The organism is Clostridioides sp. ZZV15-6388 (genome assembly GCF_020657755.1).
Classification (GTDB): domain Bacteria; phylum Bacillota; class Clostridia; order Peptostreptococcales; family Peptostreptococcaceae; genus Clostridioides.
Window position 1 is genome coordinate 20,059 of the sequence record NZ_JAGWCU010000036.1, and the last position, 15,092, is coordinate 35,150.

Sequence of the window (15,092 nt, forward strand, 5' to 3'; positions counted from 1 at the left end):
CTTCCTATTTCTTCGTTTTTTCTTTAAATTTTATTTAAACATGTCTTTATCTAAATCTTAAATTTTTATTCTTATGTATATAACCTACTTGATGCATACTTTGAAACAGCTGTAGAAGTAGTCTTATTAATTTGAACTAAATCTTTTATAAAGTCTGGTATAAATTCGTCATATTTAACTTCCAATACAGTCATATTTTCATCAATAACTGAAACAGTTGGCAATTCTTTATTAAATAAATCTGTTGAGTTTACAGCAGTTTTAATGTCACTATCAATTGTCACTCTTACATTCCCAACTGGATAAATAAAAGCTTCTCTATCGTAATCGACTATACTTTTTGCCTCCAATCTTTCACATTTTATCTTTAGATAAAACTCCCTTAATAAACAGTTTGTTGATTCTTTTAAGAATTCAATATCATTATTTAATATCTTCAATACTTCTTTTTTAGTTAAACTAGCTGACAGCTTTGATGTCATATTATAGTGCTTTATTTTTTTTTCTAATTTTATAAAAGAACAATCATTATTATAAAATCTTATTCTAAACTTTTCTCTTATTGCAACACCATTTAACTTATCAAGAAGAGCTTTATCTTCTGGTGTATCAAAATATAAACTTCTAATAAGATATTTTCCATCTTTTGATGCATTTGCATCTTTTTTCATTATTGGATAAAGTCTTGATTTCAAAGCTAACACATCCGCTTCAGTTATTTTATGTTTCATTTCAAATCTGTAGTTTAACTTTTTATCCATTTTTATCACCTCTCAATTTCTTAACTATATTTGATTTATTTTATATTTAGAGTATACTTTACTCGACTTTGTTAAATCTCCGTAAAATAAGTGCATCTTTATGGCATATATGTGGCAAAGAAAGTTTTCCAGATAATTTAATGTTTCCAATTTTATCTCATGCTTAAACTTTACATTGTAATGACAAAATAAATAGGCTATATAGAATACACCAATATTTTGTATTCTACATAGCCTTTATTCATGTTACTTATTTTCAAAGTAAGTCATTGAGTTGGATTCATTCTCTAAAAATCATTGAATATAGATTATGAATCTTCCATTAAATTATACAACTTCTTCATCATATTCTCTTGAAAATTGACTACTGTAAAGTTCCTCATAAAATCCTTTATTCTCAAGAAGCTCTTTATGGCTTCCTTGTTCAATAATAGTACCTTCTTTCATTACTAATATTAAATCTGCATCACGAATAGTTGATAATCTATGTGCGATAACAAAGCTAGTTCTTCCTCTCATCAAGTTATTCATAGCCTTTTGAATTTCAACTTCTGTCCTAGTATCTACACTAGAAGTTGCTTCATCTAGAATTAACACTGATGGGTCTGAAAGTATTGCCCTGGCAATTGTTAAAAGTTGCTTTTGACCTTGAGATAAATTAGAAGCATCTTCAGTCAATATAGTATCATATCCTTTAGGTAAAGTCCTTATAAAATGGTCTACTCTTGCTGCTTTTGCTGCTCTTACAACATCTTCCATTGTAGCATCTGATTTACTGTATGCGATATTTTCTTTTATGCTTCCATTAAATAGCCATGTATCTTGAAGTACCATTCCAAACATTGTTCTAAGTTCTCCACGTTTTAAGTCCTTTATATCAATACCATCAATAGTAATTCTACCCTCTTGTATCTCATAAAATCTCATTAGTAAATTTACAAGAGTCGTTTTTCCGGCTCCTGTTGGTCCAACAATTGCAATCTTATCTCCTGCATTTAACTTAATATTAATATCTTTCATAAGAATAGAATCATCATTATACCCAAATTTAACATGTTCAAATTCTACCTTACCTTTAGGTATATTTATAACTTTTGAAGGCTCTTTATCTTTTACCTCCTCTATTTCATCCATCACTCCAAATACTCTCTCAGCAGATGCAATTGCTGCTTGAAGCATATTTGTAATATAAGATATTTCTGTGGTAGGCTCTGATGATTGATTTACATATTGAATAAATGCCTGTATACTACCAAGAGTCATTGTTCCATTTGCTGCAAATATACCACCGACAACTGCTATAACCACATACCCAATTTGATTTACAAATCTAATGATTGGAGATATTGAATATGATGAGAATTGTGCTTTTCTACTAGCATTATAAAGATTTTGATTTACTATTTTAAAGTTTTTAATAGTATCTTCTTCTTTACTAAATGCCTTAACTACTACTTGACCAGTAAACATCTCCTCTATATTACTATTTAATTCACCTAAAGCCTTTTGGTTTTCTGAAAATCTTTTTTGTGATTTCCCCGCAATTACAATAGTAATGCATAGCGAAACACCTAATGTTATAGCTGATACTATTGTAAGTGACATACTTATGTTTATCATCATAACTATAGAACCAATCACCGTAACTACTGCTGTAATAAGTTGCATTAATCCTTCTTGCAGGCTATCTGCAACCTTTTCTAAATCATTTGTAACTATACTAAGAGTTTCTCCCTTTTTATGTGAGTCATAATACTTAAGAGGAAGTTTATTTAGCTTATCACTTAAATCTTTTCTCATACTAAGAACTAAATTTTGTGCAACTCCTGACATAATATATTGTTGTATATATATAAATACTGAACTAAGAAGATACAAGCTTAAAAGTACTGATATTATACCTCCCATAGTACTAAAGTTTACACTAAATTTTGTGCCAGTTTGAACTGCCGTTTTTATTCCATTAAATAGTTGGTCAATAGCTTTTCCCATAATCATTGGTGCTAAAACCGTAAGAGCTGAACTTATTAATACTGCAATAAAAATTGTCAGTATTTTAAACTTTTGTTTTGCCATATATTTTAATAGTCTTTTTGTAGTTTTTTTTGCGTCCTTAGCTTTTTCTGCTGACATACCATCTTCAAAACTAAGTACATCTACTTCTTTTTTTTCTACTATATTTTCACTCATACTACACCTCCAAATAAACAAATTGAATTTCTCTTTTGCTATGCAAGTTCTTCTTTACTAAGCTGTGAATCTGCAATTTGCTTATAAACATCACATTCTCTAAGTAAATCTTTATGTTTACCAATACCTACAATTTTACCTTCATCTAAAACTATAATTTGATTGGCATCCATGATTGTACTTATACGTTGTGCTATAATTATAGCTGTTGAATCTTTAATTTCATCTTTTAATGCTCTTCTAAGTTTTTTATCTGTCTTAAAATCTAATGCAGAAAAACTATCATCAAATATATATATTTCTGGCTTTCTAACTAATGCCCTTGCAATAGAGATTCTCTGCTTTTGTCCACCAGATAAATTATTTCCACCCTGAGCTACAAATGAATCATAATTATCTTCCATACTAGAAATAAATTCATCAGCTTGAGCTATGTTTGCTGCATGTTTTATTTCTTCAATACTTGCATCTTCTTTTCCATACTTTATATTTTCTTCTATTGTTCCACTAAACAAGAATGCTTTTTGTGGTACAAATCCAATTTTATCTCTAAGCTCTTTTTGAGACATATTCTTAATATCTTGACCATTTATAGATATCTCACCTTCTTGAATTTCAAAAAAACGTGGTATTACATTTGCAATCGTAGATTTGCCAGAGCCAGTACTTCCTATAATTGCAGTTACTTCTCCAGATTTTGTTTCAAATGTTATATCGCTTAAGACAGGTTCCTCTGATTCTGAATATGAAAATGTTACATTCTTAAAGACTAAATGCCCTCTTTCTGAAATAATATTTTCAGAATTATTTCCATCTACAATTTCAGGTACTATGTCTAATATTTGATTTACTCTATCTGCACAAGCCCCTGCTCTGGGTATGTACATAAATACCATTACTGCCATGATTAGATAAAATAAAATTAAAATACAATACTCAACTAAAGCCATTATATGACCTATTTCCATATTTCCATTACTTACTCTTATTCCACCAAACCAAATAATACTTACTATACCTAAATTCATTATTAACATTACAATAGGCATAAGTACTGCAAATATCTTATTTATTGAAATTGCTGTTTGAGAATAATCCACTGCTGTTTTATCAAATCTATTCTTTTCAAAACTACTTCTATTAAAAGCTCTTATAACTCTTACTCCAGTTACAGCTTCACGTAACACTCTATTCATATTATCCATTTTTGTTTGCATTATCTTAAATAATTTGATAACTCTTTTACCAACTAAGCATGCAAATAGCATGAATAAAACCATTATTATAACAATAATAATTGTCATTACTCTATCTATAGAATAAGCTAAAAATAATCCAGAAATAGTTATAATTGGCGCTGGTAACACCAACTCAATAAACATAAATAAAGATTGCCCTATTAAAGTAATATCACTAGTACTTCTAGTAATCATAGATGCTGTACCTATTTTATTAAAGTCATTTATTGATAATTCTTGAGCTTTTACAAATACTGCTTCTCTAATATCTCTACAAAATCCTGATGAAAGATTTGCTGATACTTTACATACTAATACAGCTGATAGAGCTGTTATTCCTGCTACAATTAGCATTAATACACCTGTTTTTACAATATAATCTATATCTCCTTTTACTACGCCATTATTTACTATACTTGCTGTAAGAGTTGGTATATATAAAGTTCCAAGTGTTTGCAAAAACGTAAATATTAACATTGTAACAATCAAAATCCTATAAGGTTTTAAAAAACGAATTAATTTTTTCATACTTTCACACTCCTTTACAAAATATTATGATAAACTATACTGTAACAGGATAGTCAAGGAGGAATTTTAATTATGAGCCAAAATTCAAAAAATTACTTTACCACTGGTGAATTTGCAAAGATTTGTGGAGTCAATAAAAAAACACTTTTTCATTATGATGATATAGGTCTTTTTTCTCCAGAATTGAAAAAAGAAAATGGGTATAGATACTACTCATACCATCAACTTAGTATTTTTAGCATAATCTCCTCACTTAAAGAAATAAAAATGCCTTTAAAAGAAATTAAAACTTATATAGATAAACGAACTCCTAGTTTGTTAATTGAACTTTTAGAAAAAAAGAGTATTGATATTAACAATGAAATTGAAAAATTAAACAATATTAAGACTTTAATGGAATCCACTATTGCACTTACTAAAAAAGCCTGTGATATTGATATAAATACTATTACTTTAGAAGAACATGAAGAAGAATACATAGTTAAAAGTCCTCTTATAGAAACAGAACAATTTATGGGAGATGATGAAGAGAAATTCTTATATGAATGTATCAATTTTATGGATAACTATGAATTAAGTGATGATTGCTTGATTGGTTCGATTATTAAAGGTGAGGATATACTAAATAAAAATTTCGAGTCATATTCACACTTGTTTACTAAAGTTAATCGTGAATACAAAAAATGTCCAATATCAATCAAACCAAAAGGACTCTATGTAACTGCTTATCATAAAGGAAGTTATGATACACTTGAAACAACTTATGAAAAACTATTAAATTTTTTTAAGGATAATGATTTACGTATAGGACACTTTGTTTATGAAGAATATCTTCTATATGATATAAGTGTTCGAGATATTGATGAATATATAACTCAAATCTCAGTTGAAGTTAAACAACTTTAAAAATAACTACAACTGATTTTACTTTTACACAAAACTAAAACTTAAATTAATATAATTATCATAGATTACTCGATTTAATTCTTTGTTTTTTTATATAAGTTTACTTCTATAACAAATAAAAAAAGGGTTTATCTCAAAATTGATTTTTTAGAGAGGATGAAATATACTAATAGTTGTTAGAGGTATAAATATAAATTACATTATACTTAAAAAAGCAAGTAAAAAATGGAGTATAACTCCTCGCATGATAAAATTACTATTGCGTTGTGGTGTGTATCTCTCAGTACTGTTGTCAAAATGGTTACGGCGTGGCTAATTCTCAATGACACAAAAGCCTACTGATGGCCGTAGAAAGGGGAACTCAGATGAATAAAGTTTTAATTATAGATGATGATAAAGACCTTTGTATTTTGCTGAAAAAGAGCATTTCCATTGAACAGCTTGAAGCGAACTATTGTCATTCCGGGAAAGATGGACTGACTGCACTTTCAAAACAAGATTATCAGTTAGTGGTTCTCGACGTGATGATGCCGGGAATGGATGGCTTTGAAACTATGGAACAAATACGAAAATACAGCAGTATTCCCATTTTAATGCTGACATCGAAAAGCGATAATTACAGCAAAGTACATGGCTTGCGCGCTGGTGCAGATGACTATTTGACCAAGCCATTTGAGATTGCCGAATTCACTGCCCGTGTCCTGTCTCTTATCCGACGCTACACACGTTTTAATCCCAATAATGAAGAACCACAGCAACTCTCTTTTCAAGGTTTGTTGATTGATCTTGACCGACATACAGTAACGACTGATGGCGAACCCATGCTACTTCCTCCCAAGGAATTTGATGTGCTTCTTTTCTGTGCAAGACATCAGGGAAAGATTTTGACGAAGCAGCAAATTTATGAAGCAGTGTGGGGTGAATCTTATGTCCATGATGACAGCAATATCATGGCTATTATCAGCCGTCTACGTAAAAAAATTGAACTAGACCCGTCATCCCCCATCTATCTGCAAACGGTAAAAGGGATAGGGTATCAATTCAACATGGAGGTATGAAAATGGATGCACAAACAATCATTCTCCTGTTGCTCTTGTTGTCGATTGCTCTGCTTCTCCTTTCCATATTCGCCTTTTGCCAGCTTGGGCATATTCGACGCAGCCTAAAAGATATAGAAGAAACACTTGCTGATGTACAAAGTGGAAACGAAAATCGCAAAGTACTGGTTAAGCCACATGATGTTATGGCTCCATTGGTTTATCGGCTTAATGAGATTGTCTACGACTATGAAAACAGGCTACTTTCTTTGAAGAAGACAGAGGAAACTAGCAAACAACTCATGACCAGTCTATCTCATGATGTTCGTACACCCTTAACAACCCTAATTGGCTATCTGGACGCCATACACAGTGGTATCGTCATCGGACAGGAGCGTGAGGAATATATTGAAATCGCTCAGCGCAAATCCTACAATCTCAAGGAATACATCGATGTTCTTTTTAACTGGTTCAGGCTAAACTCTGATGAATTTATGCTGTCAATAGAATCTGTGGAAATTGCAGAGCTGTCACGGAATATTCTGAAGGACTGGGTTCCTATCTTCCGTGAAAAAAAACTGGATTTTGAAATTGATATCCCAGAAAAGCAGCTAATGGTAAATCTCGATCCAGATGGATATTCCCGTGTGGTCAATAATCTGGTTCAGAATGTCATTGCTCACAGTCAGGCCTGCCAAATCAAGATTACCATGATTGAGGATTCCAAAATGATATTACTCCATGTTGAGGATAATGGTGTGGGAATTTCCAAAGAAAATTTACAGCACATCTTTGAACGGCTGTATAAATGTGACAAGGGCTGTTCAGAAAAAGGCAGTGGTCTGGGCTTATCCATCGTCAGTCAGATAGTTAAGCGAATGGGTGGTCAAATTTCTGTAGAAAGTGACATTGGAAAGTACACCGTATTTACAGTGAGCTTACCGCTAATATAAATCTTTTTCTCCCCATGTAGTGTGTGTATATACATGGGGATTTTTTGTAAGTTCTAAGATTGCAAGGTTAATACAAGGTTGTTGTAAGGTTAATGCAAGATTGAGATGGTATGATAACTTTAATAAACAAAGGAGGCTTTTACTATCTATGAATAATTTAATTATTGAAACAAAAAATCTTACTAAACAGTATGGCGCTCAAAAGAGCGTCTCCAATTTAAATATTCACGTTCAGAAAGGCCGCATTTACGGCTTGCTGGGAAGAAACGGTGCGGGTAAAACGACCACGATGAAAATGCTGTTGGGTCTAACAAAACCAACCACTGGAGAAGTTAAAATATTTGGCCAGAATATTCAGGACAACGAAAAGAAACTTCTTCCTCGAATTGGATGTTTGATTGAATCACCAGGTTTTTATCCCAATCTGACAGGAACAGAAAATCTCAAAATCTTTGCAAGACTTAGAGGAATACCAAAAAAAAATGCAGTAAAATCAGCACTGGAAGTAGTTGGTTTACTCTATAATGACAAAAAGTTATTTTCTCAATATTCTCTTGGCATGAAACAGAGGCTGGCAATTGCTCTTGCCATTATGCACGACCCAGAATTGTTGATTTTGGATGAGCCTATTAACGGGCTTGATCCTATTGGTATTGCAGAAGTAAGAAATTTTATTCGTGATCTCTGCACAGAGCGAGGAAAAACCATTTTAATCTCCAGCCATATTCTTTCTGAAATTTCCTTATTGGCAGATGACATTGGAATTATTGACCAAGGCATTTTGCTGGAAGAAGAAAGCCTTGCCGAACTGGAAGAAAAAAACAACAAATACATACATTTTACTGTATCCAATTCAGCACAGGCGGCAAGGCTTTTGGAAAATCAGCTTCACCTGAACAATTTCAAAGTAGCAGATAATTACAATATTATGCTTTATGATACAGATGTTTCAGTTGCAGTAATAAATCGTGCTTTCATTCAAAACAAAATTGATGTATCAGAATCTCATTTGTGCGAGGATACCCTTGAAGATTACTTCAAGAAAGTAACGGGAGGTGAAGGAATTGCTTGATATGATTTCATGTGAATTTTCAAAAATCAAGCGGCTAAAATTTATTCTGATCTCTATTTTAGGTGCTTGCTTATTCCCCATTCCTGCAACAATTTTGATTGCAAAGGACAACTTACCCTTTGAGCAATTGTTCAAATTAGTTATCAATTTTGGCTATTTTTTGCTACTCCCTATTGTATTAAGCATCGTTGCCAGCCAGCTGTTTTTCATAGAAAGAGATAACGACGTATTAAAAAATCTCGCAACAGTGCCAGTGCCAAAACTAAAACTTGCGATGGCAAAACTGGCTGTGCTGTTGGTGGTCTCACTGTTTTACTCCGTTACTGGGTTAGTGGCTACCATCATTGGCGGCCTCCTTATTGGAACAGTAGATGGGATTGCTGTAAAATTAGGGATGAGCATTGCTTTTGGCATTATGTTTTTTGTTGCTTCACTTCCCGTTGTGGTACTAATTGTATACTTCAACCGCAGCTATATTTTTTCTATTATACTTTCTTTTGTATATACTATTTTCAATTTTTGTATATCCTTAAGTATTATTAACTTTGAACCAAATAACCCGCTATTGAGCATATTGCCTGCTCCCATTATTATGCGTTGGTGGATGGCATCTTGGGGAGACCCCACTGGTGAATATACGGCGCTTAGACAGCCATATTTACTCTCAACCCCTGCATGTGTAGGCATTTTATGTTTGATAGCAATTATGGCAGTCCTGTTGATCTGCATGATCTATAAGAAGCAGGAGAATTAGGAGGCATCTATGCTTGATATAATTACTACGGAATTTCAAAAAATAAAACGATACAATGTTCTATGGGTTGGTGTTGTTGCTGTTCTGTTTTCCGCACTATTGGCGGTTTTCCAGATTGTCAGTTCCCATGGAAGCAACCCTCTAACGTATGATAGCTTTGCAAACATGGTCATCTGGAACAATTTCAGCCTTGCTTTTCCCTTTGGGATTACACTTATAGGTGGTTATCTCATTAACCGTGAATATACAGATGAAACCTTAAAAAGTATCTTGACTGTTCCCGTTTCATTGCGCAAACTACTAGCGGGAAAATTAATTGCGCTTGGAGGACTTACCATCCTGTTAAGTCTTTTCAGCTTCTTATGCACAGTTATTTTGGGATTGATATTTTGCCATATCAATATATCTGTTACACTCATTGTAAAATCCTTAGTTCAGCTTTTGATTGTTAACCTGTGTTGTTACATTGCTGTTTTACCAATTATTGCTTATTTTGGTCGTAAACAAAATGCCTTTTTGACAGGCGTAGGAATTGCATTTGTCTATGGCTTCTGTGGTGTGTTTGTTGCTGGAAGAAATCTGACAGACTTTTATCCTATTACAGCAGGACTTGGACTCGTTGGATATAACAATGGTGCAGATACTGTTTATCAACCACTTGTCGGAGCAATAACTTTGGTCGTAATTCTAATCCTTGCAGCTATTCTCCTTGCATTCACGCCCAATTACGATAAAGTTATGACCATATCCAAGAAAAAAGTGACAAAACATAAAAAGCATTCTCACAAATAACATCAATATTATTTCTGTTATTTAATCTGCTGGACGGCGACAAAGAAAAAAGCCGTCGTACAGCAGTTATATTCTCATGTGTCTTGAAAGTTATTTATTCTAAACGTTAACCAATTTATATATATAAAGGTACTTCTTTCTATCCTATTAGATTCATTTTATTTTCTTCTTTTCCCATCTATTTTTTGATTTTTGATAAATTAAATAAGCAGTAATTGTGTATAAACATGAAAACAAAGAAGCAAATCCAGAAACTCGTGTAAGACCTAAAATACCTCCAATTCCAAATCCAAAGGTAAAAATTACAACAGCAATTCCACCTAAAAAAGCAATGCTTGCAAGAATAATCAAAATAATTTTCTGCCAAAAGATAGTCACACACAAATTAATAACAAAATATACTACCGCTTCAATCAACAATAATGAACCAAGATAAACAGGTGATACGTGGATTAAGTAACGTGAAAAAGCTATTGAGTGAAGTCCAAACACAATAAGTAAAATTGCTATAATAAGACTTCCATAGCTAAAAAAGGATTTTGCACCATTTTCTAAGATAAAATCCACAATCCGCAAAACACCATATAAAATCATATATCCAACAATAACATAAAACATGCCTCCAAGAAGAAATTCAGGGAATATTAAAAGTGCAGTTCCCATGCCTCCAAGAAAAACCGCTCGCAGTATCGCATGCTTTGTAAACTGTTTATAGAGTAATAAATTCATAATCAATCCCACCTCTCTTGGAAGGTATGATACCATGTAAACATTACTCTCACATGAATCTCTACTTACAATTTTGTAATGTTAACCATCTTTCTGCATCTTCATAAGCTACAATTGTAGGTGCATGAGCGAATACTTTTTTACCATTTTCATGAGATATTTCGACTACTCTTTTTATAGTTTCAAAATCAAAAGCTGTATTTGATGTTTTTGGGTCCTCTATTATACAATTAAAAATAACTACAGCTAGTTTTGTATTTTCACAAAATTAACTGTAGTTCCAAGTTATAATTATATTCTAAAGATTTATATAATCATCTATCACATAACTATACATATTAATCAAATTTTTATTGTATTAAAATTAGTGTATATAAATATCTTCTTCAAATAAACAATATGAATTTTTTCCAGATGCCTTTACATTATAAAGTGCTCTATCTGCATTTTTAAACAATTCTAAAAATGAATTTCCATTTTGAGGATACCTTGCAATACCAATACTAACAGAAGCATCAAAGCTAAAACTTAAATCTTTGTAATTATCTGTAAGAACTCTGTTTAATTTTTTTGCTTTTTTATGTATATTTGCTTCTGTATAATAATCTCGCATATATACTACAAATTCATCTCCACCAATTCGACCAATTAAATCTTCATTATCAAAACTAGCTTGAATCTTCTCAGCAAAAGTTTTTAGTACAAAATCTCCAAATGGATGTCCAAAATTATCGTTTATCTCTTTGAAATCATCTAAATCAATAATGAATAAAGCATCTTTTTTATCACCTTTATTCATGACTATAGCTTCTTCTACTAATTTTTCAAATACTCCTTTATTATATACATTAGTTAGGGAGTCTCTTTCTGCTCTAGTTTTTAATTCTTCATATTTTTTTATATCATTATCTACATCTACAATTACTCCCACAACTTTTAAAATCTCATTCTCATTATTACAAATATTTGTTACTGATGTTCTACACCAAATATACTCACCACTAGATTTTCTTAAACGATAAACTGCTTGATTATGTTTGTTATTCTTTTGAATACTTTCAAAAAAACTCTCAAAGATATTATAATCTTCATGATGAACTAAATCTTTATCTCTAATTTCTTTAAAAATATCTTCACAAACACTACTATATCCAAATTTTTCAGTCCAAACTTGAGACACAAATGACTTCTTCTCCTTGATGTTCCATTCAAAAACAACAGAATCAGTCTGTTCAACAATAGTTTTGTAACGCTCATTACTAAGCCTTAATTCTTCCTTATGAACTACTTCTTTTTCAAGCATTTCATATTTCATAGACAATTTAGTCTTTTCTATAATAGATTTAAATAAATAAAATACAATAAAGTTGATATATAAAATACCAACACTTGATATTAAGTTTAGAATTTTTAAACTTTGAGCTGGAAAAAATTTATTTATATCAAAAATAGAAATAGATAAAAATACACTAAATAAAGGTATTACAAGTAAAGGAAGCCAATATCTTATTGGCATATCTGAATGTATGTCCTTTTTAAAAAGGCAAACAATTTTACAGATAAATAAAAAAACAATTTTTGATAAAATTACAGCTAAGACTCTTATGCTATTATTTTCAAACATTATTTTAAAATCTTCTTTTATAAATAAAACAAAGATACTTGTAACTACAACTTCTGATAGTATAAAAAATGAACTTAGTAATACAGTCGCAAATAATCGTGTCTTTATATTTCCTTCATACAAAAATGAGAACGAAAAAATAAGGATAAAAATTAAAGGCATTGTTACTATAGGATTTAAAGTTACTAAATTGGAAACACCTAAACATATTATAAAACCCAATTTAGTATATTTTATAGCTTTTGTATATTCTTCTCTTTGACCTAAAAAATCTGATAAAAACATATGGACAACAAAGGCTTCAAACACAACTGTTACTAAATTTGTAATATCAAAAAGCAGTTGTTCTTTCATAAATAATTTTTTGTAAAATCAAAGGCATTTTTAAACTTAAATACTCCTCAGATTTTACTTTTCCTTTCTCTATCTATATTTAAACACATACTTTAAATGTCAAATTTTACAATATATGTCAGCTTGATATTCTTCTTTTTTCAACAGTATACAATAGATATATGTAAAAAACAACTTTAAATATTACTATATTTTCTTTAATTACTCTTTATATTTTTTTATAACTTAAACACTATAGTAAATTTAGCACCCTTTTTGCCATTTTCTACATATATACGACCTCCATGCTTATTTACAATGGATTTAACTATTGATAATCCAATTCCATGATTTCCGCCAACTCCCTTGTAAAATCGGTCAAATACATGAGGTAAATCTTCTTTATTAATTCCTATTCCATCATCTTCCACTATTACAACTATATTTTTTTGATTATGTTTACATATTATTTTAATTTCACTCTTAGCATATCTTAAAGCATTTTCTATAAGATTCATAAATGCTTTGGATATATTTTTTTCATCACATTCAAATAGAACCATGTCTTCCTCAAATTCATAATTAAACTTTATTCCTTTATTTATAGCTCTTACATTTTGCCTAGAGCCACAGTTTGAAAGCACTTCTCTTAAATCACATTCTACCATTTCATAATCTTTAGTGATATTATCTATTTTAGAAATATACAGTAAATCTTCAACCATATCATTTAACCTATCACTTTCTTCAAGTATGATATCACTTGCATGTTTGCTATCTATAATATTATACTTTATAGCTTCTGCATACCCTTTAATAGACATAAGTGGAGTTCTAAGTTCATGAGATGCATTTTGGAAAAATATTTTTTGCTCATTATCATACTTATCCAGATATTCAGCACTCTTATTCATAACATTTGAAAGCTCTACTAACTCCTTATCCGAAAAATCAAAGTAATTTCTTTTAAAATCTCCTTGACCTATTTTTTTTGCAAATCCACATAACTCTTTTATAGGTTTTGCAATTTTTTCAGATAAAATCACAGCTGTAAATATCGCTAATATCCCAGCAAAACACATTACAGATATTAATACAATATTTATCTTCTGGGCTAAATTTAAGGTCTTTGATATATCTATAAAAAGTATTAAATAATTATCTTGTTCATCATTTATACTAGTAATTTTTACAGTAGAAATATAATAATCTCTATTTCCAGTAGAAACACGCGTATTATTATCTGAATTTAAATCCAATTTTTCATTTTGAATATAAGTTCTAATCAAATCCATTTCATCAATATTTTTTAAAAAATCATCCTCTCTAGTTGGAAATATCAGTTTATAGTTAGAATCAACTACCATTGCATCTGCATCTGATTGCATCTCTGCCATTCTAACCTTATCTTGTACATTTCTAATAAAGTTTGATAATTCTTTAGGAGGTAGCTTTCCATCATTCTGCGGAGGCTTAATAGGCTTAAAATTACTATCCATATGTTCTATCATTTCTGTAGATTTTGTAAGTTCTTCATTTGCTGTTGTTTTTATATATGTATTGACCAATATGTTAAAAGATACTAATATTATCAAAAAAACCACTACTGTCAAACCTAATATGCTCACTAAAATCCTAGTTTTTATACTTATATTTTTCCTTGAAAATTTCAATTTAAATAATGATTTAACTTGATTTTTTATACTTTTATTATTTTCATTTTCCATCTGATTTTTTCTCCTTTAATCTAAACCCAAATCCCCAGACAGTTTCTATTAAAATATTTGTTTCTAAAATTTTTTTACGTAGTCTCTTTACTGACGTATAAACTCTATAAATTTATATAAATACTTTATATTTTTTATAGTCTTATTTCCTTTTTCATCCTACCCTATTTTGAAATTCATAAGAATATCTACTCTAGTTTAATATGGCAGTCCAAAGGCTTAAATTCGACCTCGTCAATGTCTACATATTAGCACAATCTTTTTATTTGATTTTCTATGCTAATTTAAGTAACCACACTGGCGATTACTTTTATAATTTGTTAAATTAATACTTGCATTTTTATCCCTATCAATCACAAGATTACATTTTTCATTAGGACATACATAAGTCCTATCTTTTAACTTTAAATCTTTTTTGATAGTTCCACAACATGAACACATTTTACTA

The 15,092-nt window shown here is 30.6% G+C and carries 13 protein-coding genes; 6 read left to right on the forward strand and 7 right to left on the reverse strand.

All coding sequences use genetic code 11. From position 1 onward, the window contains the following. Nucleotides 1-71: 71 nt before the first annotated feature. The 3 genes from KGF48_RS16800 to KGF48_RS16810 form a co-directional block, all read right to left on the reverse strand. A complete protein-coding gene (locus KGF48_RS16800) occupies nt 72-761 on the reverse strand; it encodes a polyphosphate polymerase domain-containing protein (protein ID WP_227840713.1) in 690 nt (229 codons plus the stop codon). Between the two features lie 327 nt (nt 762-1,088). Beyond that, nucleotides 1,089-2,894: an ABC transporter ATP-binding protein gene (locus tag KGF48_RS16805; RefSeq protein WP_413894822.1), complete on the reverse strand. Its 1,806-nt coding sequence runs from the start codon at nt 2,892-2,894 to the stop codon at nt 1,089-1,091. A gap of 95 nt (nt 2,895-2,989) precedes the next feature. Beyond that, entirely contained in the window at nt 2,990-4,717 is a 1,728-nt protein-coding gene (locus KGF48_RS16810; protein WP_227868290.1) for an ABC transporter ATP-binding protein, read from the reverse strand. Between the two features lie 72 nt (nt 4,718-4,789). On the opposite strand from KGF48_RS16810, the gene KGF48_RS16815 reads away from it, so the two are divergent. The 6 genes from KGF48_RS16815 to KGF48_RS16840 all read left to right on the forward strand — a co-directional run bounded on the left by KGF48_RS16815 (nt 4,790) and on the right by KGF48_RS16840 (nt 10,231). Next, a complete protein-coding gene (locus KGF48_RS16815) occupies nt 4,790-5,623 on the forward strand; it encodes a MerR family transcriptional regulator (RefSeq protein WP_227840716.1) in 834 nt (277 codons plus the stop codon). A 365-nt stretch (nt 5,624-5,988) separates the two neighbouring features. Further along, on the forward strand, nt 5,989-6,681 hold the full coding sequence (locus tag KGF48_RS16820) for a response regulator transcription factor (RefSeq protein ID WP_227840717.1): 693 nt from the start codon (nt 5,989-5,991) through the stop codon (nt 6,679-6,681). Beyond that, complete coding sequence (locus KGF48_RS16825) at nt 6,678-7,613, forward strand: sensor histidine kinase (RefSeq protein WP_227840718.1); 936 nt, start codon at nt 6,678-6,680, stop codon at nt 7,611-7,613. The genes KGF48_RS16820 and KGF48_RS16825 overlap by 4 nt, the downstream gene beginning before the upstream one ends. Before the next feature lie 148 nt (nt 7,614-7,761). After that, on the forward strand, nt 7,762-8,685 hold the full coding sequence (locus KGF48_RS16830; RefSeq protein ID WP_227868291.1) for an ABC transporter ATP-binding protein: 924 nt from the start codon (nt 7,762-7,764) through the stop codon (nt 8,683-8,685). Nucleotide 8,686: 1 nt separating this feature from the next. Next, a complete protein-coding gene (locus KGF48_RS16835) occupies nt 8,687-9,439 on the forward strand; it encodes an ABC transporter permease (RefSeq protein ID WP_227840724.1) in 753 nt (250 codons plus the stop codon). Nucleotides 9,440-9,448: 9 nt separating this feature from the next. Continuing rightward, nucleotides 9,449-10,231 carry an ABC transporter permease gene (locus KGF48_RS16840; protein WP_227868292.1) on the forward strand — a complete coding sequence of 261 codons (783 nt, stop codon included), beginning with the start codon at nt 9,449-9,451 and terminating at the stop codon, nt 10,229-10,231. 153 nt (nt 10,232-10,384) lie between these two features. Here KGF48_RS16840 and KGF48_RS16845 read toward each other — a convergent pair whose 3' ends face one another. The 4 genes from KGF48_RS16845 to KGF48_RS16860 form a co-directional block, all read right to left on the reverse strand. Continuing rightward, a complete protein-coding gene (locus tag KGF48_RS16845; RefSeq protein ID WP_227868293.1) occupies nt 10,385-10,960 on the reverse strand; it encodes a hypothetical protein in 576 nt (191 codons plus the stop codon). Nucleotides 10,961-11,324: 364 nt separating this feature from the next. Further along, the gene (locus KGF48_RS16850) at nt 11,325-12,938 is read right to left on the reverse strand and encodes a sensor domain-containing diguanylate cyclase (protein ID WP_227840722.1); all 1,614 of its coding nucleotides are present in this window, start codon (nt 12,936-12,938) and stop codon (nt 11,325-11,327) included. A 218-nt stretch (nt 12,939-13,156) separates the two neighbouring features. Then, nucleotides 13,157-14,644, reverse strand: coding sequence for a sensor histidine kinase (locus tag KGF48_RS16855; protein ID WP_227830113.1), 1,488 nt, complete (start codon nt 14,642-14,644; stop codon nt 13,157-13,159). A 279-nt stretch (nt 14,645-14,923) separates the two neighbouring features. Next, nucleotides 14,924-15,085: a zinc ribbon domain-containing protein gene (locus tag KGF48_RS16860; RefSeq protein ID WP_413894823.1), complete on the reverse strand. Its 162-nt coding sequence runs from the start codon at nt 15,083-15,085 to the stop codon at nt 14,924-14,926. Nucleotides 15,086-15,092 lie beyond the last annotated feature (7 nt).

Bases quoted from the DNA above. Each gene is read 5' to 3' on its own strand.
- KGF48_RS16800 (WP_227840713.1), bottom strand. From the start codon at position 761: ATGGATAAAAAGTTAAACTACAGATTTGAAATGAAACATAAAATAACT.
- KGF48_RS16805 (WP_413894822.1), bottom strand. From the start codon at position 2,894: ATGTCAGCAGAAAAAGCTAAGGACGCAAAAAAAACTACAAAAAGACTA.
- KGF48_RS16810 (WP_227868290.1), bottom strand. From the start codon at position 4,717: ATGAAAAAATTAATTCGTTTTTTAAAACCTTATAGGATTTTGATTGTT.
- KGF48_RS16815 (WP_227840716.1), top strand. From the start codon at position 4,790: ATGAGCCAAAATTCAAAAAATTACTTTACCACTGGTGAATTTGCAAAG.
- KGF48_RS16820 (WP_227840717.1), top strand. From the start codon at position 5,989: ATGAATAAAGTTTTAATTATAGATGATGATAAAGACCTTTGTATTTTG.
- KGF48_RS16825 (WP_227840718.1), top strand. From the start codon at position 6,678: ATGAAAATGGATGCACAAACAATCATTCTCCTGTTGCTCTTGTTGTCG.
- KGF48_RS16830 (WP_227868291.1), top strand. From the start codon at position 7,762: ATGAATAATTTAATTATTGAAACAAAAAATCTTACTAAACAGTATGGC.
- KGF48_RS16835 (WP_227840724.1), top strand. From the start codon at position 8,687: ATGATTTCATGTGAATTTTCAAAAATCAAGCGGCTAAAATTTATTCTG.
- KGF48_RS16840 (WP_227868292.1), top strand. From the start codon at position 9,449: ATGCTTGATATAATTACTACGGAATTTCAAAAAATAAAACGATACAAT.
- KGF48_RS16845 (WP_227868293.1), bottom strand. From the start codon at position 10,960: ATGAATTTATTACTCTATAAACAGTTTACAAAGCATGCGATACTGCGA.
- KGF48_RS16850 (WP_227840722.1), bottom strand. From the start codon at position 12,938: ATGAAAGAACAACTGCTTTTTGATATTACAAATTTAGTAACAGTTGTG.
- KGF48_RS16855 (WP_227830113.1), bottom strand. From the start codon at position 14,644: ATGGAAAATGAAAATAATAAAAGTATAAAAAATCAAGTTAAATCATTA.
- KGF48_RS16860 (WP_413894823.1), bottom strand. From the start codon at position 15,085: ATGTGTTCATGTTGTGGAACTATCAAAAAAGATTTAAAGTTAAAAGAT.